This window comes from Brevibacillus sp. FW301-21C12A, from assembly GCF_058788915.1.
In genome coordinates, this window is sequence record NZ_JBYTBG010000058.1 from 1 (window position 1) to 22,798 (window position 22,798).

Consider the following 22,798-nt stretch of genomic DNA (forward strand, 5'->3'; position numbering starts at 1 on the left):
CTCCATGACTCTATTTTACAAATAACTTAACAAGGATGGGTACTCCCCTTCCTCAAAATTTATACTTTCTTATCCGTTGAAAAAAACAGTACGCCCCCCACCGACGGCCGTACTGTTTTTTCTTCGCCTACAAATTTTCCGTGATCTCCGACAGCTCGTCCGCGGAGCTGGCTACTTGCGCCACAGCCTGGTTCATATCCTCCATGACCTTGAAGAAGTTTTCCAGCTCTTTTTGAATGTGCGAGCTCTGCTCCTTGCTGTCGGAGACAGCGTTGATAATGCCCTCGAAAAACGCATTCGTCTCGTCCGTCATTTTTGTGCTCGACTTCACGAGCCCCTGGATTTCCAGCACGACCGATGACAGGACAGTCGTTTGCTGATTCGTTTTCTCGATCAGCTCCCGCACGCCGAATACCGATTTTTTCGTCTGCTCGGCCAGCTTGCGCACCTCGTCGGCTACGACCGCAAAGCCTCGCCCCTGCTCTCCGGCTCTCGCGGCTTCGATCGCCGCATTGAGCGCCAGCAGATTGGTCTGCTCGGCAATCGCCGTCACCACGTCGACAATTCCGCGAATTTTTTCCGCGTTGTCCTCCAGCGTGTTCATTTCTTCGGAAATTTGCTTCACGCTCTGCTGGATCAGCCCCATCTGCTCCTGCTGCTTCTCCAGCTTTTCCTTGCCCTCCCGGGACAGCTCCTGCGCCTTGCTGGAAAAATCCGTGCCGTTTTCGGCGTAGCGAAGCACTTCGCGCGACTGCTCCGTCAGTTGCTCGACGGACGCGCTGTTTTCCTCCGAGACGGCTGCCAGCTCATGCGCGGAATTGGTCAGCAAAACCCGCAGTTCGTCCTTTTTGGCCTGCTCGGCGCGACGAACACGCTCATGTTCATTCTCGTATTCTTCCAGCACGATTTGCTGCTCGATGTTGAGAATTTTGCTCACCGCAGTGAGCGCCAGCACGAACTCATCCTTGTCCGCGATGTTTTTATGCAGAATATCCATAATGGATATGAACAAATTTTGAAACGCACTCAAGTACCATTTCGGCTCCAGTCCGATCCGCATGTGAATGATGGCGATCCTGCTGCGCTGCTCGATGTACGCGGCGTCGATACAGCCGTTGAACATCTCTGAGATATGGCGGGTCAGTGTGCCCTTCAGTCTGGCAATGGTGCTGTTTTTGTCCACAATGCTCATGAGCAGTGGTTCAGTTTCAATATTCGAATAAAAGAAGTCTACAATTTTGTCAATATTGCGAACGATAAGCGGTTGAAGCGCTTTGACAATCGACAAGTCCTCCTCTGTCAGATGGATCAGCGCCAGTTGCCTGGAGAGGGTGGTTTGCCCGTGAAGCTGTACTTTTCCCTGTTCCTTGCGCTCCTGGAAAAACGACTCCTTTTTGACTTTTCCTTTCAATCCAAACAGGCTGGAAAATGGACATGTACTCATACGCCGAACTCCTTTTTACCGAATAAAAAATGGCTGTACTAACCATATTAGGTAGAGTAAACGAATAATTTCCAATTGGCATATCCTTTTAATTATATACCCGATTCTTCTATCGTGTAAACCACGCCCCAAACAAAGAGAGCGCCCTTTCTCTTGAAAAGGAAGGCCCCCTCCACGCTCTACATCTCTGCTTTTTTCACTTCTGCCTTTTGCAGCTTCCAGCCCGTCTTGTCCCATTTCCACAGCGACTCGACGTAGGCAATCGTGTCGGCGTTGGCTACGCCGCTCACCCGCTGCACGCCCTTCAGCTCGCAGACGCCGTCGCGGTTCTCGTCCACAAGCGTAAGCACGCTGAAGCTGTTCGGCATCACCTCGGTCGGCGTCAGCAGCTTTCCGTCCTTGTACACCCCGTTTTCGTCGTATATTTTTTTGCGGTCAGTCAGGTCGAGAACGGTGGTATGGTTCGTCTCTTTGATGTGAATCGGCACTTTGTAGTTGTCCTGGTACGAACCGGTGATCGTCAGCGGCTGCGGCACCGGCAAAACGACAGGCTTGTTGTCCTTGTTGCCAAACAGGTAAAACTCCGATGTTCCGCCGCTGCCGCCCGTCGGCGCCTGGAGCAAAATTTGTTTCGTGCCGTTTCCGATGAAATCGCAAAAAGCCATGTCCGGCTGATACCCGCCATACGGCGTCGTAAAAAACACCGTCTTTTTCGCCACCGGATCTTGCACCATCACCTTCAGCTTTTCATAGTACGGGCTGTCAGCGGCAAAGCGGTGGCCGAGCAGCGTCACGACATCCGGACGCCCGTCTCCTGTGACATCTTGCCGTTTGATCTGAATTTCCTCATACACGCTCGGCGGCGGCTGAACCTGGCGCGCTTCCTGAGCGCTAACCGGTTGCCCTGCTGCTCCCGCGATCAATCCCAACGCCAGCACGGCTGCCATCCCTACTCGTTTACCCTTCCACATATGCATCCACCTTTTTACGTTTTCGCTATCGTTCGTAGTATGTTAGAAAAGTCGCCAGGCCATGCCGTTATTTTTGCGAAAACTGCCCCGTTTCCAAAATGGCTAGATGCAGGAAAGTGCGGTACACTATTCCAAAGAACGTTGACCGTCTCTGGCAAGCAGACGAGCCGATTGTCATACGTATGAGAATGACAGCCAAACAAGGAGGCGAGACAAGGGTGGATACGCCAAAAAAACGGCGGGCCGCACAGGCTCCCCCCAGCCGCGAAGCGCTGCGCTCTGCCTATGAGCTGATTCTCACACGTATTTTGCCACGTCTGCCGCCATCCCCTCACTCTACTGGCAGGAGATGCACGCATGAAGATACGACTGATCGAAAACGGCCTCATAACGGAAATAGATGACGTGGAGGAAGCTGTCGCAGTGCCCGGAAAAGGCTTCTATTGGATTGACGCTTCTCCCTTCGACCTCGATATTTTGCAGCCGCTGTTCGGGCTTCACCCGCTCGCGGTCGAGGACTGCATCGACGAAGAAGAGCAGCGGCCCAAGCTGCAACTATACGACGACCATTATTTCATGGTGCTAAACGGCATCGCCTTCCACAATCAGGACATTTTCCTACGGGAGATCAATATTTTTCTCGGCAGCCATGCGATCATTACCGTGACCAAGCAGGAAGCGCCAGAGTTCGCTTCCATGCTCCCCATCGTCCGGGAAAAAGAAGTGAACCACCCGGACACTTTTTTGTATCATCTCGTCGATCAGATTGTGGATCGGTATTTTGATGTGACGGAAAAAATCGAGGACTTGATTGAAGCGCTGGAAGAGGAAATTTTGATGAACACCCGCAAATCCCACCTCGACCAGATCATCGGGCTGCGCAGCGAGATTTTGTACGCGCGAAAAATGCTCGTGCCGCAACGGGATTTGATTGATGCCTTGCACAAAAAAGAACTCCCGCTGATTCGGCCGAAGCTGCGGAAGTACTTTGGCGATATTTTGGAGGATGCGAGCAAGATCGTGGAAAACTTCGAGACATTTCGCGACTTGATCGGAAACTTGCGCGAAGCCTACCAGGCAGCTCTCGCCGGGCGGGCAAACGATATCATGCGCGTGTTTACCGCCCTGACCACGATTTTCATGCCGCTGACGATCGTCACAGGGATTTACGGCATGAACTTCGACTTCATGCCGGAGCTGCACTCTCCTTACGGCTACTACATCGTGCTTGGCTGCATGGCGGCGATCGGCTTGACGATGTTCATCCTGTTCAAGAAAAAAGAGTGGCTGTGAACTGGCTAGACGAGGTCGCCACACGCCACGATCATCAGCGAAAGCATTTTCGACAAATCGCATTCATACGGCTGCGCCAGATCCTGCCCTTCTTCATTGACCAAGATGCGGATGATGGGGCGGCTTGGCATGCCTTTGTTGGAATCCACAACCACGCCGGATACGCCTGTGTTGAGCGTCACGCTCAAGCCTACCGGGTAGAGCGCAATCGTGTCGCGCAAAGCTTCGACATAATACTGGTCAAACAATACGCCTGACCCGGAATAGAGCACTTCCATCGCTTCGTGCGGCAGCATCCCCCGGCGGTAGACGCGATGCGAGGTCAAGGCGTCGAATACGTCAGCGACGGCCATCAGGCGGCCAAAAGGGTGAATCTCTTCTTTTTTCAGATGACGCGGGTACCCGGAGCCGTCCCAGCGCTCGTGGTGCTGGAAGGCGCAGTGCGCGGCGAGCAGCGGGATGTCGTCCTGCCTGCGCAGCATCTCGAAGCCGATTTCGGCATGCTTTTTCATCACTTCAAACTCTTCTGTCGTCAAGCGGCCCGGCTTTTTCAGGATTTCATCCGGAATGTGCATCTTGCCGATGTCGTGCAGCATGCCGCCGATGGAGATATCCAAAATCTCTCTTTCCGTACAGCCTGTGTTGATCGCCAGTGCCGTACTGTAGAGCGCGACGTTGAAGGAATGGCTGAAAATGTAGTTATCGAAGGCGCATGCGTCGGCGAGCAGGTTCATGGCTGATTTGCTGCCTTTCAGTTCGTCAGCGACAGCCGACATGACTTGCCTCAACTGGCGGCCCAGATTTTTGTCCGTTAACAGTTGCTGCCATTTTTGCGGCACTTCCTGAACACTGCGAAACGTATCGTGAATAATGGACATCGCCTGTCTGCGCGTGCCTTCGGAAATGACTGTATCCACCATGATATCGTCCGTGCGAGTATCTTCTATGTACAGGCTGTTGATGTTCTTGCTCTTGAGGCGCTCGATCATTCGCTGGGTCAGCTCTACTCCCGCCCCAACGAGTACCGTTCCGTTTTCTGCGTAGATGGGACGGGCAAGCTTGTCGCCCGGCTGGCATTTATGAATGGATTTCAGTCTCATTTCCAACCTTCGCCTTTCATCAGAGTACCCCTATTATAGCGTGATTCGACATAATTCTACATGAAAAAATTTCTAGCTCCCAAGAAATCGCGCCCACAAAAAACACCTTCGTCTCATCGACAAAGGCGTCCTTGTTTCAGCGTGTATCGTTATCTGTGTATGCTACAGCATTTTGACGACGGCTTCCCGCCCGATCATGCCGGCCGTGATTCCTTGCGCCTCTGCTGTCGTCGTCACGGATTCCAGCGGCGCGTCCAGCAGCTCGTCGATCGTCTTGACGCCGACGGCTCTGCCCGCAATAATTTCGCGGCTGGCCAGCCGTTCATTCAGCAAGCCCACGTCCAATGCCCCGCACATGATGTAGCCTTTGTCTGTCGTCACCGCAAGCAATGTCGTCTTGGGCAGCCGCACGGTGACTGCGATCGCCGTCCCTTCCGGAAAGTGGATAGGCTGTACTTCGACCATCCCGCTCCCTCCTTTTCTCTCCTGCTTTTGCGTTACCATCCTATGACACAGGAGCCAAAAGTGTGTGCCGCCAAGCGGCGCATTCAATGCACGAGCGGTGCCGGGAACTGTTCATCCTCCATCGCGACCTTGCGCTTCATCACTTCGATCATGTACGTAGCCAGCATGTGAAACAGCTCTTCCTCGTCCATGCCCTCCACCAGCTCAAGCAGGTCGTCGCGCGTCTGCTCGTGCAAAACGCCGACAACCACTGCCGTAATATCCTCCTCGTCGCCATTGAAGTGTCCTTTGTACAGTTCGTAAACTTCGTCGATAAACCTCATCGCTCATCCCCCTTGCTTCTCTCGATAGCATGCCCAGAACCGGGCGAGGGCACTTTTTCCCATCTCGGCAAAAAAGCGTTTTGCACAAGCGCTGTGTCGGTAATCGTGCTGGCGATCACCTCGCGAAGCATTTCCGGAAGAAAATACTCGATCTCCCTGCCCTGCAGCAAATCGGGGAACAGGCGGTTGTACATGAACATGTCGACCGTTCCGACCCGATACTCCCGCTCCCTTGCCAGCGGCTGGCCGTTGACCTCGATCGCCACGATATGCGGCTCCTCGGAGTCCTCATACCGGATGCGCAGCCCGTCCACCGCCATCCAGCCTTCGATTTTGCCGCGAAAACCGCAGCCGCGCAGCTCGCGATGCACGATCTGCGGCTGGATCGCCTGCTCCAGCACGGCAGCGAGCTGACTGCCGGTGAGCGTCACGGCGCAGGCGTTGATCGGATGAGGCACACTTTTCAGCAGTTGGGCAAAAGTCAGGCTGCCGCGCTGCAAGTCAGACAGCAAAAGCCCTCCGTTGGCAATTCCCACTTCAGCCCCTGTCCACTTGCGAATGCTGGCTGCCAAAAAAGAGCCGAACGGAGTCTCCTCCGTCCAGTTGACGCGCAAATCCCGCTCCAGCCTGGCAATCGGCCGAATCAGGCTCGCATGGGCCCGTTCGTGTTCTTTTTGCAAAAAAGCGAGCAGCCGCTGGTCCGGCTCGTACTGCCCGGTTTCAAACAGCTCTGCCGAAACGTCTGCGATCTGTTTGGCCGCGCGGTCCCAGACGAGCCTGATGTGGCCGACGTGCTCGCCGAAGCGGCCCGTCTGGGCGATCAGCGTGTTGCCCACCCGTTCGCCATGCGGCAGCGTATGATGGGTATGTCCGCCGAGGATCACATCCAGTCCCTCGACCTCTTGCGCAAGCCGGCAATCGGTCGGGTAGCCGAGGTGAGACAGCAGGATGACGATATCGACAGAAGAACGCAAGGCGGCCACTTGCTCGCGCAAAACAGGCAGCGGCTCGCGGATTTCCCAGCCCATGTTCTGATAGGAGGAAAAAGGGATGGTCATGCCGAGCAAGGCGATGCGCAGCTCCCCAAACGTGTGGATCGCATACGGGACAGCCCAGGCCGGAGGGGCCATCGTCGCTCTGTCCAGCAGGTTGCCGACGATGACGGTGAAGCCGGCTTGCTCGTACATCGAATCGAGCTTGCTTTTCGGCAGCGTGATCCCCTCGTTGTTGCCAATCGTCGCGTACTGGTAGCCGCATCTGTTCAGGACGCTCACATTCGTTTTCCCGAAGCTCGCCTCCGAGCGGACGTCCATCCTGTCCATATGGTCCCCGATGTCGACGGTCAGCACATGCTCCTGCTGGCTCTCCCACTGCTCGCGGCGCGTTTTCAGGCAAGTCGCAATCTGCGGCATTTTTTCGAAATGGCTGTGCAAATCGTTGGTGTGCAGCAAATGCAAGGTACAGGTGTCCGCCACGACTTTCCCCTCCCTTTGTCTCTCTTCGTTATCCGATAACCGCTTTTATTATCATTTGTACCGCAATCGCCAAAATCAAGATGCGCAAAAACAGGACGATTGTGCGCCCTTTCAGCTTGCTCGCCACGATGGCGCCCAGCTTTCCGCCCGCCCATGCGCCTGGGGCAAGCATGGCGGCGTACAGCCAGTTCACATGGTCGTGGAAAATGTTCGTCACCGAGCCAACCACCGCCGAGAAAAAAATGACCAGCATGGAGGTAGCTGTGGCGATATGCGGAGGAAAACGGTACAGCAGCATCATCGCCGGAACCATCAGCACGCCGCCACCCACGCCGAACAGCGAGGACGTGATCCCGACAAAAAAGGCGATCGTAATGACGCTCCACCTGCTATATCCATACTCGTATTCCTTGCCTTCGTTGTCGACGAACTGCCGCTTCACTTCCCAGTTGATCTGGCGCGGCCGGAGTTTGTCCTTGACCATCAGGACCACGAACATGCACAACTGAAACAGGCCAAACAGCAGTGTAAAATCTTCTGTTGCTAGTAATGTATTAAGGTAGACACCCACGATAGCACCCGGTGCGCTGCCGATAAAAAAAAGCAGGGCACTCTGCATGTCGACCTTTTTTTGTTTGATGTACGAGATGGATGACGACAAGGCCGTCACCGCAATCACGAGCAAGGAAGTCGCAGCCGCCACCTGCGGAGGCATCGAACCCGGCTCATACCAGTTGGCGAAAAACATCAGCGCCGGCACAAAAAAGATGCCGCCGCCCAGCCCGGCGATACTGCCGATCACGCCAGCGACTACCCCAATTAGCAAAAACAACGCAGCGATAGCTACAAGCATGGCTACCCTTCTTTCTTCCTTTTAGAACAACTCCATCTGTCGAGGGTTCAAACCGCTCGGATCGAGTCCGAGCATGTCTGAAAACTGCTTGGCATTCGCTGCCGCATCGCCTCCAGAGTTATTGTTGAACAAAATGCAAACTTCATCCGCTTCCTGCTCGATCTTGCGAATGTGGACGAGCCACTCTGTCAGCTCCTGCTCGCTGTAGCGGTACAGGTAGCGCACGTCGCGCCAGTTTTGGCCTTCGCCCGGATCGCGCCACCCTGCTTTGTTGCGCCCGTGGAACCGGACAATCGCCAGAGCAGGATGCGTGACGGCTGGCACGATCGGGACCGAACCTGTTCCCACCTGCGGCTCGTCGCACAGGACGTGCACCGCATGGATCTGGCGCAAAAAGTCCAGTGTGCGCTCCGCAAAACACGCTTCAAACCAGCTCTGGTGGCGAAACTCCACGGCAAACGGATAAGCGGCCAGCGCCTGACGGCAAGCCTGGACGTACTGGACGTGCTCGCGCGTGCAATCGAACCACGGCGGAAACTGAAACAACAGCGCCTTCAGCTTGCCCGCCTCCACCAGCGGCTGGATGCTCTCTTCAAACTGCGCGAACAGCTCGCGGCGGTTGACAGGGGCATCCCCTCGCAGATGGCCGGTCATCGCTTGATGCGGCTTCACGATAAATCCAAAGCGGTCCGGCGTATCCCGGACCCACGACTCGTAATTGCGCTGTGGTAAAATGGCGTAGAAGGAGCTGTCCACCTCCACGATCGGAAAGTGGCTGGCGTAAACAGCCAGCTTGTCACGGCTCCGTACACCCTGGCCGTACAATGTGTCATGGTCGCCCCACCCGCAGACTCCCACATGAATCGTACTCATGGCACAAAAAACCTCCGGATTTTAATGGAATAGAGCAGAAGGAGGACGATTCCTCATGCAATCAACGGACTGGTTAGGTGAACCCTTTGCGTCTAAGGATAACAAAATATGTTTGGAGCGAAAAGTAGCGAAACGCCTCCTGTATGCTGCACAAGAGGCGTTTCCCTATGAATATTCTGCCCTGCTCGTTGGCAGAGGGGCAGCGATTACCGATTTCATTTCCATGCCGATCTCTTTGGACAAGCACGTCTTTTCCTGGGATGGCCCTGCGTTTCTCCAGGCGGTTGGCGACATTCGCAAGCGCCATCTGCAATGGCTGGGCGTCCTGCACACCCATCCGCACACCGCTCCCATCCCTTCCGCGCGGGATGCGGCGGGCTGGCACTACCCATCGCTGTCCTACTGGATTGTCGGCCTGGCCGCGGATGTTCCCGATTGGCGCGTCTATCAATGGCAGGACGGCAGATTCGTTGCGCGCGACTACACGCTTACGGACGCAACAGAAGTGGCAGACACCTCGTCTGCCGACTCCGCGTCGTCTCCAAAAAACTCCTGATACAAGGCGATGACGGCGCGGTTCGCTTCGGCCGCTTTGACGCCGAACATCATGCTGACCTCAGACGAGCCTTGGTTAATCATCTCCAGGTTGATTTTCGCCGCCGCGAGCGCAGTCGTCGCTCTGGCGGTCGTGCCGACCGATTGACGCATGCCTTCCCCGACAATCATGACGAGCGCGAGGCTGTGCTGCACCGCGACATCATCGGCTTCCAACTCGCGGAAAATGCGCTCGATAATCCGCTTCTCCTTGTCTTCCGTCAGGTCTTTTTCGCGCAGGATGACGGAAATGTTGTCAATGCCAGAAGGGGTATGCTCGTAGGAAATGCCTTCCTCCTCGAAAATTTGCAACAGCTTGCGCCCAAAGCCGATCTCGCGGTTCATCAAAAACTTGCTGACGTAGATGCTGCAAAAGCCGCTGTCGCTGGCAATCCCCGACACCCGGTTTGTCGCGTAGGGCCGCTCGGCTACGATCATCGTTCCCGGCGCAGACGGGTTGTTTGTATTTTTGATGCAAACGGGAATGTCCGCCTGGTACGCCGGAATGAGCGCTTCCTCGTGAAAGACGCTGAAGCCCGAATAGGACAGCTCGCGCATCTCGCGGTACGTGATTTCTTTCACTTTTCGCGGATTGGCGATCAGATTGGGGTTGACGACGTACACCGAATCTACGTCGGTGAAGTTTTCGTACACGTCCGCAGTCACCGCCGCAGCGAGAATCGAGCCGGTAATATCCGAGCCTCCACGCGAAAACGTCACCAGCTCCCCGCTCGCCGCATAGCCGAAAAAGCCCGGAAAGACCGTAATCCCCTTTCTCTCCCGCAGCGCGGCAAGCTGCTCGTACGCCTCCGGCAAGACGTGGGCGTTGCCCGCTTCATCTGTCACCAGCATTCCGGCGTCTTTCGGATTCACATAGCTGGCCTCTTCGCCCAGGCTCCGCAAGTAGTGCGCCACGATCTTCGCGCACGTATCTTCTCCTGCGGCTTTGACCGCGTCCATAAACCGTTCAGCCGACAGCCCCTTTCGGTTGCTCAGCACCGCATCAAGCTCGCTTTCCAGTTGCTGCCCGGCTTCCTCTCCCAGTCCCAGCTCCGCCACGATCTCCCGATAGCGCTCAAAAACAGCCTGTTTTTCCGCGTCCGCCTGTCCGTCCTGCAAAAAACGGGTGGCGTAGCGAATCAACAGGTCGGTTACTTTCGTGTCGTCCTTATGTCTTTTGCCAGGTGCCGAAACGACGACAATCCGCCGCTTTCGATCAGCCAAAACGATGCTGCATACTTTTTTTATTTGCTCGGCATTCGCCAGGGAAGTGCCACCAAATTTTGCTACTTTCATCTCTACTCCTCCATCTATCCGCTCTTGTCCGTTCTTTTTCGTTCAGGAAGTCTGTTACTAGCTTAATGTATCCACCCAAAAAGCACAAGTGTCTTTTCCACGAGGACTGAAAAGAATATTCCCGAACGGTTGGCGCATAGTAACGGGAGATAGATTCAATGAGAGGTGCCACCGATGAAAAAACATATGCGCTTTTGGCTCATCACCTGTGCCGTCTTGCTCGTTACTACCTATAGCCAGTCCGCTTTGGCGCTGCGTGAAAAAAATCGCGAATACTACGAGACGCGCGGCGAAATCGTCTGGGAGGTGCCGACAAACAGCAAGGTGATCGCCCTCACCTTTGACGACGGCCCCGACCCGAGGTACACCCCGGAGATCGCTGCCCTGTTGAAAAAGTATGAGGCAAAATCGACGTTTTTCGTAGTCGGCTCGCGCGTCAGCCAATACCCGGAATTGGTTCGCTCGCTCGCCCAGGATCAGCACGAGATCGCGAATCACACCTTCAACCACCCCGACATTCGCAAGCTCACTCCCGAACGGCTGCGCGACGAGGTAGAAAAAACGCAGGAGGCGATTTTCTCCGCAACCGGAGTCAGGCCTACACTGTTCCGTCCGCCTGGGGGATACTACAGCGAGTCTGTCGTCCATACCGCGAAGCAGGCCGGCTTTTTGATTGTCATGTGGTCGTGGCACCAGGATACGCGCGACTGGACAGACCCCGGCGTCAAAAAAATCGTCGACAAGGTGCTGGGCAACGCCCGCAATGGCGACATCGTCCTGTTCCACGACTACGGCGGAAACCGGAAGCAGACCGTACAGGCGCTGGAACAGATTTTGCCCGAGCTGCAAAAACGCGGCTACCGCTTCGTGACCGTCAGTGAGCTGATGAAGCACTCCGGCAACTTGAAGCAGATGGACAGGGCCGATTAAAAACAGCAATCCCCCTTGTAAGCGAAGGGGGATTTTTGCGATGCGTTTTGATGCATTTTGATGTGGCTCTCTATGCTTGGGTTATGCCTTGGTTTCTATGCTTGATGATCCGTCGGTTTGGCTGCTTGCGCCTTGTCTTCTGCGGCTTTTCCCGCCAGCAGGTTAGAGACGGATGGAGCGGATGGCTGGCCAGGAGCGGCAGCAGGATTGGCTGGGGCAGAGCCCTTTTGCATGAAATCGCTAATCATTTTGTTCATGTCTAGACCGGAGACGTCTTTCAGCATCTCTGGCAGTTGCGCCATCAGCTTGGTGACGTTGCCGCTCAGCCGGTTGACGCCGTCGCCCTGGCCGCCGCCTGCATCCACAATCGTCACCTTGTCGATCGCTTTCATCGGCTCGGCAATTTTCGCAGCCAGCTCAGGCAGCATCTTGGCGATAATGTCCAGGACGGCCGCATGCCCGAACTTTTCGAATGCTTCCGCCAGCTTTTCCTTCCCTTCCGCTTCGGCTTCCAGCTTGAGCCGCGTAACTTCCGCTTCGGCGGTTCCTCGCGCCTTTTCGGCTTCCGCGATCGCCAGACCTTCGAGTCGCTTCTGTTCCGCCATCGCTTTTGCCTCTGCCTCGATCCGGTACTTGAGCGCATCCGCTTCTTTCAGCTTTTTCGCCTTTTCCGCTTCTGCCGCCTGCTCCACCGAGTAGCGGTCCGCATCGGCTTTTTTCTTCACTTCCGCGTCATATTGCCGCTCGCGGCGCAAAATTTCTTTTTCCTCCAGCTCGATCTCTTTTTGCTTGCGCACCAGATCGATCTTCATTTCCTCTTCGGTTACTTGCTGCTTTGCGACAGCCTCCTGCAGCTTGTAGGCTTGGTCCGCACTGGCACGCGCTTTGTCCTGCTCCTGCTTGAAGGCGGCCACCTTCAATTCTTTTTCTTTTTCCGCTTCGGCGATGTTCGTTTCCTTCAACAGCTCGGCCTTGCGCGCTTCTTCCTCCGCCTGGGCCTGTCTGATCCGCGCTTCCTTGTCTGCGTCGGCCTGGGAAATCGTCGCGTCCCGCTTCACGGCCGCGATCTGCGGAATCCCCAACGCCGCCAGGTAGCCGTTTTTGTCGCGAACATCCTTGATCGTGAAGCTGACGACGGACAGTCCCATTTTTTTCAGGTCCTTCGCCGCGACCGACTGAACCTCCTGGGCAAAGCGCTCACGGTTTTTGTAAATTTCCTCTACCGTCATGCTGCCGAGAATCGCGCGCAGGTAGCCTTCGAGCACCTCCTGCGCCTCTGCGCGGAGCGCTTCGTCTGATTTGCCCATGAACTGCTCGGCTGCTGTGGCAATATCCTCAATGGAGCCGCCTACCTTGATGATCGCCACGCCGTCCGCCATGACGGGTACGCCCTGCTCGGTGTAAACCTCCGGAGTGGACACATCGAGCTTATGAGACAGAAGACTCAAAAAATTGGCCTGTTGAAAAATCGGAAGAATAAACGCGCCGCCCCCGCGGACGATCTTCATCTTGCGGCCGGATTCGTCGCTCAGCACGTTTTTCGTGCCCAGGTAGCTTCCCGTCACGATCATGGCTTCATCGGCGCCAACCGTTTTATACCGCGCCCAAAACGCGATACCTAACACGAGAAAGACTGCGACGACGACACCGACCGTTGTCAAAATGCCAGGTTCAAACATGTTCGCTCAGCTCCTTTTTATGAGTCAGTAGAGAAAGGGATTACGTACAGGACATGGTCGCGCACTTCGACCACCACGACACGGGTTCCTTGCGGGATGCTTTTTCCTTCCAGACTGGCTGCCATGTGGTAGGTCGTCCCGCTAATCATAGGCAGCAACACTTCGCCCAAGCCTTCTGCCGGAATCGTCGTCCCTACCTCGCCAAGCTTTCCGCCTAGCTGGGCCATCGAATAGCCCGTCGAGTTTTCCGCCTTGCTCATCGGCTTCACCCAGAGGAAGTACGCGAAGACCGCAAGCCCCGCCCCAATGACCACGGCCAAAGCAAACACGACCAGATCAGACAAGGAGGTAAACCGGGACATAATATACCCGGCGCCGCCAAAAGCGGTGAGGCCGCTTACAAAAGTGATTGGCTGAAACAGCGGCAGATGAAGCTGGTCGAGCCAATCCGAGACCGTATCGCCGAATAAAAGCGATATGACGGTATAAATAATGCCACTCACAAGGCAAACCATGTAGACGGTTTCAAGCACGTCCATATCCTGTCACTCCTTTCAAAAAATGCTTCTATTTTTCATACGAGCCAGCCGGGAAAAGGTTGCGTAAATAAGGAAAATCCCCCCTGGCAAACAGAGAGGATTTCCGTTGTTTATCCGAAAAACGTTTGAAAAAGCAAATACAGGTTCAGCCCCATGATGACTGTGGCCACGATCCAGGCCAGCCATTTCAGCCATCCGGCGTTGGCAAACTCGCCCATCTTCGCCTTGTCGCTAGTGAACTGGACCAGCGGCACAACAGCGAAGGACAACTGCAAGGAGAGGATGACCTGGCTCAAAATCAGCAAGTCAGTGGCCCCGCTCTCGCCGTACAGCGCGGTGACAATGACGGCTGGCACAATCGCGATCAGGCGGGTAATCAGCCTGCGCAGCCAAGGCGTAATCCGCAAGTTCAAAAAACCTTCCATGACGATCTGTCCGGCGAGTGTCCCGGTCAAAGTCGAGTTCATGCCCGCCGCAAGCAGCGCGACGCCGAACAAAATGCTTCCGAGCGTAGTTCCGAGCAACGGCGCCAGCAAATGGTATGCATCGGCAATATCGGCCACGTCCGTCATGCCTGCCTTGTGAAAGGTCGCGGACGACAAGATCAAAATCGCGGCGTTAATCGCCATCGCGAACACAAGGGCAATCGTCGAATCGAGCGTCGCGTATTTGATCGCTTCTTTTTTCCCCAATGTCGTCTGTTCGTACTGGCGCGTCTGGACGATGGACGAGTGCAGATACAGGTTGTGCGGCATGACCGTCGCTCCCAAAATCCCGATGGCGATGTAGAGCATCTCCGGATTTTTCACAATCTCGGCCGTCGGGATAAAGCCCCCGAAAATGCCTGCGATATCCGGCTGCGACCAAATCATCTCAAACGCAAAGCAGGCGCCAATCGTCACAATCAGGGCGATTACGAGCGATTCGATGTAGCGAAAGCCTTTGTTTTGCAAAAACAGCACGATCATCACGTCGAGAGCTGTAATGAGCACCCCGTACACGAGCGGAATCCCGAAGAGCAGGTTGAGCGCGATCGCGGCGCCGATGACTTCCGCGAGGTCGCACGCCGCAATGGCAAGCTCGCACAGCACCCACAGCCCCATGGCGACAGGCTTGCTGTAGTGATCGCGGCACGCCTGGGCCAAGTCCCGTCCGGTCACAATCCCCAACTTGCCGGCCAATGCCTGCAGCAAGATCGCCATCAGGTTGGACAGCAGGATGACCGACAGCAGCGAATAGCCGAAAAGCGAGCCGCCTGCAATGTCCGTCGCCCAGTTTCCCGGGTCCATGTAGCCGACTGCCACGAGATAGCCCGGGCCGGCAAAAGCAAGGAACTTGCGAATCCAGGAGCCTTTGGCCGGGATTTTCATGGAGCGGTGGACCTCCGGCAGCGATGGCGCAGCAGCCTCATTTCTCCAGCCTTGCTGATTTTGGGCCGCTTCGCTCGAATTTGATCTGGTTAGCATATGTCCTCACCCCAATTTGTGCATCAAGTCACTTTTTTTGCCCGAAGGCAACTTTTCGACAAAAAAATATAGGCACGAGCCTTCGACGCAAATATTTACCTAGCAAATTATATTTCTCATTATACTCCGATCGTGGCCTTTTGCAATGGCTGCGGTTCATTTCTGCTTGCGTCTTTTTTCTTCTCCTGCATATATTTGGACGCTTGTTAAAACACTACTCGTATTCCTTTTCAGGAGGTTTTGCTTTGAATTGGGAACAAGAAATCACAGAGAAAATGAATGGCAGCTTTGATTATGTAAAGCGGCATCAGGAAGTAAAAACGCTCCGCTGGATTAACGGAACGTTTTTGGCAGGCGATGAAGTGATCGTCAAGCAACTGGACAAAGACAAGAGGCCCCATTTCATTACGATGGAAGTAAAGGGCGCCCGCTCTACCGTCAAAACATCGGTCGAAAACGGGAAGCCGGTAATTACGCTGTTGATTCGCGGCGAGGGCAACGTGGCCGAAAACAGCTTCGACCATCGCCCTACTCTGGAAAAATCAGGAAGAAAGAAGGACAAATTAACCACACGCTCAAGCATCGGGCGGAAAATCTGATTGCCATGATGCAAAAAAAAATACGCGACCGACATCTTCGGCTTTGGCGAAGAATTTCGCAGGCATCAGTACGCTTACTGGAAAGCGCACAAAGACGAGTGGGATGACTTGTTCGCGCAGGCGGAAATCCGCGTACATGTGCAAACGTACCTCCGCCGCTTCGGCCAATTCAAATAACGATCATATGGGCGATAATCACGACCCCTGACAAGATGATGAGCGCGTAGCCTCCCCCTTTTGCGAAGGCCGCATCGCGGGTCAGTTGCCGATTGCGGTAGGCGATATAGTAGCGAAACGCAGGATCAGTCCGATTACCAAAGCAGAAGCGCCAAATAATACGAGGTCAGGATTCGATAAAACCGATGATGAGCGAAAATCCCATGGAACTCCCCCATTTCCATACCGGTGTGATTTTCCTAGTATGGTCCAGGGAAGCGCTCCTTAACGCCTGCTTGTTTGCAGCACTTTTTTCAGGCGGCGAATCCCTTCCTCGATCTTTTCCTCGTCCTCCCACGAATAGGTCAGCCTCAGCCAGCCTGGCTCGGCGCCGTACACGCCGCCCGGTGTAAAGACGACTCCTTCTCTGATCGCCGCATCCAGCAGCTCTTTTTCCTCGATCGGTTCGTGCAGTCGGCACCAGATGTGATAGCTCCCGCCTGGCCTGTTCCATGCCGCAAACTGTTTGATTTCGGTTTCGAGTACGGTGTGCATCGCTTTTTGCTGCTGCAGCAAGTAGGCCGATAGCTTTTGCAACTGGCCGCGCCAGCATGCTTCCTGCAAAAAATGCCGCGCCAACTGCTGGGAAATGCTGCTCGTGCCGAAATCCATCTGCTGCTTGGCATCGGCCAGCCGCTCTACCACAGAGCGCGGCCCGACGAGCCAGCCGATGCGCAGCCCGGGCGCGATCGTCTTCGACAAACTGTTTACATACAGCACGTTGCCGGACTGGTCGATTGCCTTGATTGGCTTGGGAGGCCGGGGTTGGCCCGCCAGCGTAAGCGCCCCGTAGGCGTCGTCCTCCACCAGCGGAATCCGCTGCTCCTGGCATACGGCCAGAAGCTGCGCTCTCCTGGCTTCGCTCATCACGATCCCGGTCGGATTGTGATAGGTCGGGTTGACAAACACCATACGAATGCGCTGCTCGCGGTGCAGCGCCGAAACCGCCTCTGTGATGATGCCCTGCTCATCTTGCGGCAGGCGATACAGGCGCAAGCCCGCGGAGCTGAACAGCGGAAGCGAATACGAGTAAGAAGGCCCCTCCATGGCAATGGCATCTCCCGGATTCAGCAGGCATTGCGAAATCAGGTGCAGTGCCTGCTGCCCACCCGAGGTCACCAAAATCTCTTCGCTCGATGCCTCGATCCCGTAGTTCTCCGCCAAATGCGCCACCAGCACCTCGCGCAGCGCCGGGTCGCCTTTTGGCTGGGCGTATCCAAGCTCCAGGTTCATGTGCTGTAGCCCACCCAATTTTTCTGCGGACAGCGACGGGATCATCGAACTGTGCAACTCTGCTTTTGCCAGATTGATAATCCCCTCGTCCAGACACGCTTCCTGGATGCGCTTCGCCAGCGGATAGGCAGGCAAAAACGCCCCGCCATTTGTGTACTTGTACCAATTCGGCATCTGCCGGACTCCCCACAAATGGCGGCTTACCCATGTCCCGCTCCCTTGCCACGATTGCAGCAGCCCCATCGCGCGCAACTCCTCATAGGCCGCCGACACCGTCCCGCGATTGACGCCGTATCGCCTCGCCAATACCCGCTCGGGAGGCAGGGACGCCCCGGGCGGCAGCTCGCCGGAAACGATTTGCTGCTCCAGTCTCTTCGTAATTTGCTGATACACCGGGGCTCCCGCATGTTTGTCAGGCTTCCATTCCATCCTCCTACGCCTCCCCCCATGTCTTTGTGCCACTGCTTCGACAAATTGGCTTACTCCTCCTGCCGCCAATTGGCTCTACCGTTCCTGACTGTCCTCCACTAAGCTGGAAAAACAGTTCGCATTTTTTACAAGCAAAGGACGGGATACAGATGAAAGCAGGAGGTTCGCTGGGGAGAGCTGGCTGGATGCGGAATGTGGCGGGTGTGGGGGCTCGGGCAGTGATGGATGATGGCGAGTTGTTGAAAATGAGTGCGCTGGCGCAGTCGAGCGGTGACTCGATATGGAACAGTCGCCTGCCCGTACAACTGAGTGGCAAGTCGGCAGCGGACAGAGGTGTGCAGGGACAGTCAAACAGCGACACGATGCTACCAAGCACGAGCACATGCCCGCCATCCAAACCACCAATTCCAGGCAACAGCATGCCCCCCGAAAAAGCAGGCTTGCTCTACGGCTTGCTCGGAGTGTGCAGCTTCAGCTTGACCTTGCCCGCGACAAAAGTCGTCGTCACCACCCTATCGCCCGTGTCAGCCGGCCTCGGCCGCGCACTCATTGCCGCGCTGCTCGCCGCCCTCGTTCTTTGGCTGAAACGCGTTCCGCTGCCAACCTGGGCACAGCTCAAGCAGCTAGTCCTCGTCTCGGCAGGGGTCGTCATCGGCTTTCCGTTTTTCTCCTCGTGGGCGATGGAGCGCGTCCCCGCCACCCACGGGGCGGTCATTATCGCCCTGCTGCCGCTTGCGACCGCAGGAGCCGCCGCCTTTTTTTCCGGAGAGCGCCCTGCGAAAATGTACTGGATCTCCAGCGGCGTCGCCTGCCTGACGATTATCGGCTACGCCGTCTTCTCCGGCTTCAGCGCCCTGCAATGGGCCGACCTCGCCCTGCTCGGCGCCGTCATCTCCGCTGCAGTCGGCTATGCAGTTGGCGGACAGCTTTCCAAAACAATGGGCGGCTGGCAAGTCATCAGTTGGTCGTTGCTCATCGCCTTTCCATTTCTCGTCGTGCCCATCGCCGGGCCGCTGCTTGAGCAATTGCAGCACGCCACCTGGACCGTTTGGGCAGGCTTCGGCTACATCAGCGTCGTCAGCATGTTCCTCGGCTTTTTTGCCTGGTACCACGGACTGGCGCTGGGCGGAGTTGCGCGAGTCAGCCAGACCCAGTACTTGCAGCCGTTTCTCTCAATCCTCGCCGCCTGGCTGCTCCTCTCCGAGCCGTTCACGCCGGGAGCCGTGCTGGCCGCCGTCATCGTCGTTTTCGCCGTTGCCAGAGGGAAAAATGCGTCCATACAGCAAAAGCAAAAAGCGCCGTCGACTAACGGCAAAACGGCGAATAACAAGTAGCTTCCGGTCAGACGGGGCGGGGCGCACAAGCAGCTCCTCGGCGAGAACCCGGGAAACAACGAAAAGCACCGTCCCGCTTTTGCAGGACGGTGCTCACGCGTCTTTTCGTTCAATTGGTCTGATCCAGCATGTTCCCCATATACCCCGGACGATAAACCGGGTCGCTCAACGCTTGCAAAACCTGGTCAGGCCGCGCGCTATGGTACTGCGGCAGCGCCCGCCACTCCTCCAGCGTCACCCAGCCAGCCCAGTCGATTTCCTCATCCTCCAGCCCACCGGGGATTGGCGTCGTCTCCTCGCCAACCAGTTTGGCCAGCACGGCAATCCCTACGGTGTGCTTTCCGTTGCCTTCCTGGTCAATCCGGTCATCCACCCACAGCAGACGCTCCATTTCGACGAGCAATCCCGTTTCTTCCCACACTTCTCTTCTCGTCGCATCTGGTATCGCTTCCAAATACTCCACGTTTCCGCCCGGCAAACTGTAAAAAATCCCTTTCTTGCTCTTTTCCCGGATCACCAAAATTTTGCCTTCATGCCAAACCACTACGGTCACTCTCAACCGAATCTCTTTCATCCCGCTCGCTCCCTTCTCAGATGGCAGGGGGACGCAATACATGCAGGGAATCGACACCAACGTCCGCAAACCGTTCCTGCAGTGCATCCAGTCCAAAGCTCTCTACATACCGGGCTTCCGATTCCGCAATCGCATGCAGCATCATAAACCGGATTACATCCGTACCGTTTGTATAATATTCAAAGCCGACTTCCTCAAAAAAGGCTGGAGTAAGAACCGCGTGATTCAGCACAGAGCCCTCCACAATAGCGTCGGCAAGCATAAACACATCTCCTGCCTGCACGCGCGTCCGCTCTTTTTCCCACTGACGAATCACCTGCGAAGCGATCGTTGCGAGGTGCGCAATCATTTCCTTTTGAAAGCGGTAGGAATACAGCATACATTCGCTCGCTCCCGTTTTGTGCAGCTCCAGCGTAACGTATGTCCACCATCCGCGCCTGCGCGACGCCGGATAGACGCCAATCAGCACATCCGCCTCTTCCGCCTGATACAGCTCTCCCCGGCTCCCCCAAAAACGCTCGCAATGTTGCATCAGTTGCCCTGTTACTAGCATATGTATATCCCCGCTTCAACAAGAAAAAAATGTGCGGTTCCCCAGGCGAAAACTTGGCTTCGCCAGTCTTTTTGCCCGGACCTCCGCTGTCTTTCTCCGTTGCCTTTATGTCGAGATGGATTTTTCTCAAGCGTGATCGCCCCAAAAAAGCATGCCCGTAAAAGTAAGTATACTTTGCGTGCGTGTCTTATTGGCGATGCAGCGTGTTCAACCATACTTATTTATTTTAGCACTGCCCCAAAGGAATGTACAAGCCAAGCGCTGGTGCTGCCCTCGGTCAAGCAAGTGTCTCCCGCAAAAAGACATGCTCACGGAGGGATGCCTTCCTCGGATGACCTGCTTTTTGGTTTGTCTTTAGATTCTTGTTTAGGTTCGCTTTTTTTGTTCGGTTTCTGGCCCTTTTCGACGCTTCCGAAGCGTTTTTCCCGGACTTTTTTCAACCAATTAGCAAACCATTCTCAAAATCCCTTCATTCTCCCATGAATTTTCTGATAGAATTTGAATAGTGTTTACCAAAACATATCAGACAAGCAGACAAGAAAAAGGGGTCGTCAACATAGTTACAGTAGAACAGAAGTGGAGAGAATTACTGGAGTTTTACGCTTTGACAGAGGCGGATTTGGATCTGTTAGCCAGTCAGAAGGGGTTTTTTCAGGCTCACTTGCACGAAATCGTGGACTGTTTTTACGAGGAGCTGGAGCGGCATTCGCACCTGCGGCAACTGATTCACGCCAATGCCGCGGTAGACAGATTGAAAAGCATGCAGTACGACTACATCGAAACATTGGCGAGCCATGTCATTGACGAAAGTTATATCGCCAGCCGTCAACGCATCGGCTCGACGCATGCCCGGATCGGTTTGTCTGCCTCCTGGTTTTTGGGAGGCTATTCTCTTTATTTGCGGCTATTTGCAGAACGGCTGCACGCCCTCCCCGATCCAGACGCCTTCTACCAGGCGCTGTCCAAAAGGGTGTTTTTCGACTCGGCTATCATTTTGGAGCAGTACATCGGCGAAACGATGCGCGAAAACGCCGCCTACCGCAACAACATGGAGCAAATGGCCGCCGAACTGGCAACGACTACCCAAGCCGCGCTGCAAATCTCCTCCGTCTTCGCCCAATCCGCCACCACGCTAGCGGAATACAATGAGGAAATCGTCCAATCGATGCGCGTGCTCAAGCAGCAAAACGAAGAAATCGAAAGCTTAAGCCGCTTCGTCTCCGACGTATCTGCCCAAACCAACCTGCTCGGCCTGAATGCCGCCATCGAAGCTGCCAGAGCCGGAGAGCACGGCCGCGGCTTCGGCGTCGTCGCCGACGAGGTGCGCAAGCTCGCCGACAAGTCCAACGCTTCTTCCAAAGAAATCAACCAATCGCTATCCAGCATCAATCAGCAACTGCATAAGATCGAGGAGCAAGTCACGCTTTTCTCCCAGTCCGCCGACCAACTGGATTCATCCTCGGAGCAATTATTATCAATTATTCAACCGCTGGATGAGCTGTGCAGCCGGTTGCAGGGCAGGGGGTAGTGTTGTTTCGATGGGAGAGCGCCAGGAGGGGGGCATAACGCGCCTTCTTCTTGGCGCTTTTTTTGGTAAGGGGCTGTCTTTGCGAAGGAAGTGGCAGCAACATACTCTCGCATATTCGGGGTTTTAAAGTCAGACTTTAAAACTCTGATCTCGGTGGGCAACAGTTGAAAAAAGGACCGTTTAGTTTTGCTTCCGCCATCTGTGGTCAAACGGTGGCGACTGTTTCACTGACAAGACAGCGATTCCGTTCCTCCTTGAAAAGCTATATTTTTCGATATTGAACCAAGTTTAAATTACTTAGTTTTACAGCTATTTTCTTCCCGCTAAATTGTTCCATTTCATTTTTCCCAAAACCTAGCGTTATCAAGTCATCTGGCCCTATCCCAGTGCTATACTCCATGGCAAGTTCTTCGTTGTTTTGCACATCATAAAAGCGCGGCTTGATTAGAACACCCGAATAATTCAATTGGCCGTTGTCTTTGTGAATCACAGTAGAAGTGACAAACTTCCCTCCCTCTTTATTGTAATTCGAGCTGAATTTCAAATTTACATATGTCATTTGTCCATTATTTTTGACCTCGCTAACATAGATTTGAGTATTGTTAGCATCGTAAAAAATGAAGTCAATAGTTTTGCTTTCTCCTGCTTGGGGAACCCATGTTGGGTCGAAAATAAACTCAGTAGCGATGCTTTCTGATTGGCTTACAATCTTATATCCTCTCTCTGCAAAGATTTGTTCTTGTACAGTGTCTTGGGCGGGGATGTAGTTGAGCACTAACAAAAATACCAGCCCCGCGAATATCACAGTGATCCAGTAATGCGCGTTCTTTGCGTCCAAGCTTGTCACTTCCTTTAGTTTTCCTAACCTGTTTTTCCAGTTACACTATAATATAACTAATATTTGCGATTTCAGAAAAAAACAGCACGCTTAACAATCGTGCTGTTTTTGTATAATGAGCCTTTTGCAAAATTAGGTTTTCGTTTAAAAAATGAAGTTTAATGGTACGTAAAGTGGGAAATGCCACTTTTAT

Annotated in this window: 21 protein-coding genes and 2 pseudogenes; 7 read left to right on the forward strand and 16 right to left on the reverse strand. The window is 54.7% G+C overall.

Annotation, left to right across the window (positions count from 1 at the left end; genetic code table 11):
• Positions 1–127 precede the first annotated feature (127 nt).
• Together AC3WQH_RS23185 and AC3WQH_RS23190 are read right to left on the reverse strand one after the other, a co-directional pair.
• Positions 128–1,444, reverse strand: coding sequence for a globin-coupled sensor protein (locus AC3WQH_RS23185; protein ID WP_340673190.1), 1,317 nt, complete (start codon positions 1,442–1,444; stop codon positions 128–130).
• Between the two features lie 179 nt (positions 1,445–1,623).
• The gene (locus AC3WQH_RS23190; RefSeq protein WP_492332272.1) at positions 1,624–2,415 is read right to left on the reverse strand and encodes a YybI family spore inner coat protein; all 792 of its coding nucleotides are present in this window, start codon (positions 2,413–2,415) and stop codon (positions 1,624–1,626) included.
• 357 nt (positions 2,416–2,772) lie between these two features.
• Between AC3WQH_RS23190 and corA the strand changes: the two genes are divergently transcribed.
• A complete protein-coding gene (gene corA, locus AC3WQH_RS23195) occupies positions 2,773–3,708 on the forward strand; it encodes a magnesium/cobalt transporter CorA (protein ID WP_005829396.1) in 936 nt (311 codons plus the stop codon).
• A gap of 5 nt (positions 3,709–3,713) precedes the next feature.
• Here corA and AC3WQH_RS23200 read toward each other — a convergent pair whose 3' ends face one another.
• From AC3WQH_RS23200 to AC3WQH_RS23225, 6 genes are all read right to left on the reverse strand, one after another.
• The gene (locus AC3WQH_RS23200; protein ID WP_290426393.1) at positions 3,714–4,808 is read right to left on the reverse strand and encodes an HD-GYP domain-containing protein; all 1,095 of its coding nucleotides are present in this window, start codon (positions 4,806–4,808) and stop codon (positions 3,714–3,716) included.
• Positions 4,809–4,970: 162 nt separating this feature from the next.
• Positions 4,971–5,273: a YunC family protein gene (locus AC3WQH_RS23205; RefSeq protein WP_005829391.1), complete on the reverse strand. Its 303-nt coding sequence runs from the start codon at positions 5,271–5,273 to the stop codon at positions 4,971–4,973.
• A gap of 83 nt (positions 5,274–5,356) precedes the next feature.
• A complete protein-coding gene (locus AC3WQH_RS23210) occupies positions 5,357–5,596 on the reverse strand; it encodes a DUF6154 family protein (RefSeq protein ID WP_005829389.1) in 240 nt (79 codons plus the stop codon).
• Entirely contained in the window at positions 5,593–7,071 is a 1,479-nt protein-coding gene (locus AC3WQH_RS23215) for a bifunctional metallophosphatase/5'-nucleotidase (protein ID WP_007787461.1), read from the reverse strand. The genes AC3WQH_RS23210 and AC3WQH_RS23215 overlap by 4 nt, the downstream gene beginning before the upstream one ends.
• Before the next feature lie 28 nt (positions 7,072–7,099).
• Complete coding sequence (locus AC3WQH_RS23220; RefSeq protein WP_005829385.1) at positions 7,100–7,924, reverse strand: sulfite exporter TauE/SafE family protein; 825 nt, start codon at positions 7,922–7,924, stop codon at positions 7,100–7,102.
• Positions 7,925–7,945: 21 nt separating this feature from the next.
• Positions 7,946–8,797, reverse strand: a complete 852-nt coding sequence (locus AC3WQH_RS23225) for a DUF72 domain-containing protein (protein ID WP_007787458.1) — start codon at positions 8,795–8,797, stop codon at positions 7,946–7,948.
• A gap of 112 nt (positions 8,798–8,909) precedes the next feature.
• Between AC3WQH_RS23225 and AC3WQH_RS23230 the strand changes: the two genes are divergently transcribed.
• Positions 8,910–9,353: a M67 family metallopeptidase gene (locus tag AC3WQH_RS23230; RefSeq protein WP_025844118.1), complete on the forward strand. Its 444-nt coding sequence runs from the start codon at positions 8,910–8,912 to the stop codon at positions 9,351–9,353.
• On the opposite strand, the gene AC3WQH_RS23235 is transcribed toward AC3WQH_RS23230, so the two are convergent.
• Positions 9,278–10,687, reverse strand: a complete 1,410-nt coding sequence (locus AC3WQH_RS23235; RefSeq protein ID WP_005829378.1) for an aspartate kinase — start codon at positions 10,685–10,687, stop codon at positions 9,278–9,280. The two genes, AC3WQH_RS23230 and AC3WQH_RS23235, sit on opposite strands and share 76 nt — an antisense overlap.
• Before the next feature lie 174 nt (positions 10,688–10,861).
• Between AC3WQH_RS23235 and AC3WQH_RS23240 the strand changes: the two genes are divergently transcribed.
• Complete coding sequence (locus AC3WQH_RS23240; RefSeq protein WP_005829375.1) at positions 10,862–11,617, forward strand: polysaccharide deacetylase family protein; 756 nt, start codon at positions 10,862–10,864, stop codon at positions 11,615–11,617.
• Between the two features lie 95 nt (positions 11,618–11,712).
• Here the strand turns inward: AC3WQH_RS23240 and floT are convergent, their stop codons facing one another.
• The 3 genes from floT to AC3WQH_RS23255 all read right to left on the reverse strand — a co-directional run bounded on the left by floT (position 11,713) and on the right by AC3WQH_RS23255 (position 15,301).
• Positions 11,713–13,296: a flotillin lipid rafts scaffold protein FloT gene (gene floT / locus AC3WQH_RS23245; RefSeq protein ID WP_197186791.1), complete on the reverse strand. Its 1,584-nt coding sequence runs from the start codon at positions 13,294–13,296 to the stop codon at positions 11,713–11,715.
• A gap of 17 nt (positions 13,297–13,313) precedes the next feature.
• Positions 13,314–13,835 (reverse strand): NfeD family membrane protein, encoded by a 522-nt coding sequence (locus tag AC3WQH_RS23250; RefSeq protein WP_005829372.1) that lies wholly within the window; start codon positions 13,833–13,835, stop codon positions 13,314–13,316.
• Positions 13,836–13,945: 110 nt separating this feature from the next.
• Entirely contained in the window at positions 13,946–15,301 is a 1,356-nt protein-coding gene (locus AC3WQH_RS23255; protein ID WP_081414769.1) for an Nramp family divalent metal transporter, read from the reverse strand.
• 275 nt (positions 15,302–15,576) lie between these two features.
• On the opposite strand from AC3WQH_RS23255, the pseudogene AC3WQH_RS23260 reads away from it, so the two are divergent.
• A pseudogene (locus AC3WQH_RS23260) lies at positions 15,577–16,077 on the forward strand (Ger(x)C family spore germination C-terminal domain-containing protein).
• A gap of 264 nt (positions 16,078–16,341) precedes the next feature.
• Here the strand turns inward: AC3WQH_RS23260 and AC3WQH_RS23265 are convergent.
• Complete coding sequence (locus AC3WQH_RS23265; protein ID WP_310670027.1) at positions 16,342–17,778, reverse strand: aminotransferase-like domain-containing protein; 1,437 nt, start codon at positions 17,776–17,778, stop codon at positions 16,342–16,344.
• A gap of 149 nt (positions 17,779–17,927) precedes the next feature.
• On the opposite strand from AC3WQH_RS23265, the gene AC3WQH_RS23270 reads away from it, so the two are divergent.
• A complete protein-coding gene (locus AC3WQH_RS23270; RefSeq protein ID WP_026558094.1) occupies positions 17,928–19,112 on the forward strand; it encodes a DMT family transporter in 1,185 nt (394 codons plus the stop codon).
• Positions 19,113–19,221: 109 nt separating this feature from the next.
• Here AC3WQH_RS23270 and AC3WQH_RS23275 read toward each other — a convergent pair whose 3' ends face one another.
• Both AC3WQH_RS23275 and AC3WQH_RS23280 read right to left on the reverse strand, forming a co-directional pair.
• Complete coding sequence (locus AC3WQH_RS23275) at positions 19,222–19,686, reverse strand: NUDIX domain-containing protein (RefSeq protein ID WP_005829358.1); 465 nt, start codon at positions 19,684–19,686, stop codon at positions 19,222–19,224.
• Between the two features lie 16 nt (positions 19,687–19,702).
• On the reverse strand, positions 19,703–20,239 hold the full coding sequence (locus AC3WQH_RS23280; protein ID WP_005829356.1) for a suppressor of fused domain protein: 537 nt from the start codon (positions 20,237–20,239) through the stop codon (positions 19,703–19,705).
• A gap of 505 nt (positions 20,240–20,744) precedes the next feature.
• Here AC3WQH_RS23280 and AC3WQH_RS23285 point away from each other — a divergent pair.
• Together AC3WQH_RS23285 and AC3WQH_RS23290 are read left to right on the forward strand one after the other, a co-directional pair.
• Positions 20,745–21,245: pseudogene (locus AC3WQH_RS23285) on the forward strand (protoglobin domain-containing protein); the annotation flags it as partial.
• A gap of 159 nt (positions 21,246–21,404) precedes the next feature.
• Entirely contained in the window at positions 21,405–21,767 is a 363-nt protein-coding gene (locus AC3WQH_RS23290; protein ID WP_423781986.1) for a methyl-accepting chemotaxis protein, read from the forward strand.
• Positions 21,768–22,029: 262 nt separating this feature from the next.
• On the opposite strand, the gene AC3WQH_RS23295 is transcribed toward AC3WQH_RS23290, so the two are convergent.
• Positions 22,030–22,614, reverse strand: a complete 585-nt coding sequence (locus tag AC3WQH_RS23295) for a hypothetical protein (protein ID WP_051556875.1) — start codon at positions 22,612–22,614, stop codon at positions 22,030–22,032.
• Positions 22,615–22,798: the final 184 nt, after the last annotated feature.

What these genes read in the sequence shown, in the direction of transcription:
- AC3WQH_RS23185 (WP_340673190.1), bottom strand. Translation starts at nt 1,444, where the DNA reads ATGAGTACATGTCCATTTTCCAGCCTGTTTGGATTGAAAGGAAAAGTC.
- AC3WQH_RS23190 (WP_492332272.1), bottom strand. Translation starts at nt 2,415, where the DNA reads ATGTGGAAGGGTAAACGAGTAGGGATGGCAGCCGTGCTGGCGTTGGGA.
- corA (WP_005829396.1), top strand. Translation starts at nt 2,773, where the DNA reads ATGAAGATACGACTGATCGAAAACGGCCTCATAACGGAAATAGATGAC.
- AC3WQH_RS23200 (WP_290426393.1), bottom strand. Translation starts at nt 4,808, where the DNA reads ATGAGACTGAAATCCATTCATAAATGCCAGCCGGGCGACAAGCTTGCC.
- AC3WQH_RS23205 (WP_005829391.1), bottom strand. Translation starts at nt 5,273, where the DNA reads ATGGTCGAAGTACAGCCTATCCACTTTCCGGAAGGGACGGCGATCGCA.
- AC3WQH_RS23210 (WP_005829389.1), bottom strand. Translation starts at nt 5,596, where the DNA reads ATGAGGTTTATCGACGAAGTTTACGAACTGTACAAAGGACACTTCAAT.
- AC3WQH_RS23220 (WP_005829385.1), bottom strand. Translation starts at nt 7,924, where the DNA reads ATGCTTGTAGCTATCGCTGCGTTGTTTTTGCTAATTGGGGTAGTCGCT.
- AC3WQH_RS23225 (WP_007787458.1), bottom strand. Translation starts at nt 8,797, where the DNA reads ATGAGTACGATTCATGTGGGAGTCTGCGGGTGGGGCGACCATGACACA.
- AC3WQH_RS23235 (WP_005829378.1), bottom strand. Translation starts at nt 10,687, where the DNA reads ATGAAAGTAGCAAAATTTGGTGGCACTTCCCTGGCGAATGCCGAGCAA.
- AC3WQH_RS23240 (WP_005829375.1), top strand. Translation starts at nt 10,862, where the DNA reads ATGAAAAAACATATGCGCTTTTGGCTCATCACCTGTGCCGTCTTGCTC.
- floT (WP_197186791.1), bottom strand. Translation starts at nt 13,296, where the DNA reads ATGTTTGAACCTGGCATTTTGACAACGGTCGGTGTCGTCGTCGCAGTC.
- AC3WQH_RS23250 (WP_005829372.1), bottom strand. Translation starts at nt 13,835, where the DNA reads ATGGACGTGCTTGAAACCGTCTACATGGTTTGCCTTGTGAGTGGCATT.
- AC3WQH_RS23255 (WP_081414769.1), bottom strand. Translation starts at nt 15,301, where the DNA reads ATGCTAACCAGATCAAATTCGAGCGAAGCGGCCCAAAATCAGCAAGGC.
- AC3WQH_RS23265 (WP_310670027.1), bottom strand. Translation starts at nt 17,778, where the DNA reads ATGGAATGGAAGCCTGACAAACATGCGGGAGCCCCGGTGTATCAGCAA.
- AC3WQH_RS23270 (WP_026558094.1), top strand. Translation starts at nt 17,928, where the DNA reads ATGAAAGCAGGAGGTTCGCTGGGGAGAGCTGGCTGGATGCGGAATGTG.
- AC3WQH_RS23275 (WP_005829358.1), bottom strand. Translation starts at nt 19,686, where the DNA reads ATGAAAGAGATTCGGTTGAGAGTGACCGTAGTGGTTTGGCATGAAGGC.
- AC3WQH_RS23280 (WP_005829356.1), bottom strand. Translation starts at nt 20,239, where the DNA reads ATGCTAGTAACAGGGCAACTGATGCAACATTGCGAGCGTTTTTGGGGG.
- AC3WQH_RS23290 (WP_423781986.1), top strand. Translation starts at nt 21,405, where the DNA reads ATGCGCGTGCTCAAGCAGCAAAACGAAGAAATCGAAAGCTTAAGCCGC.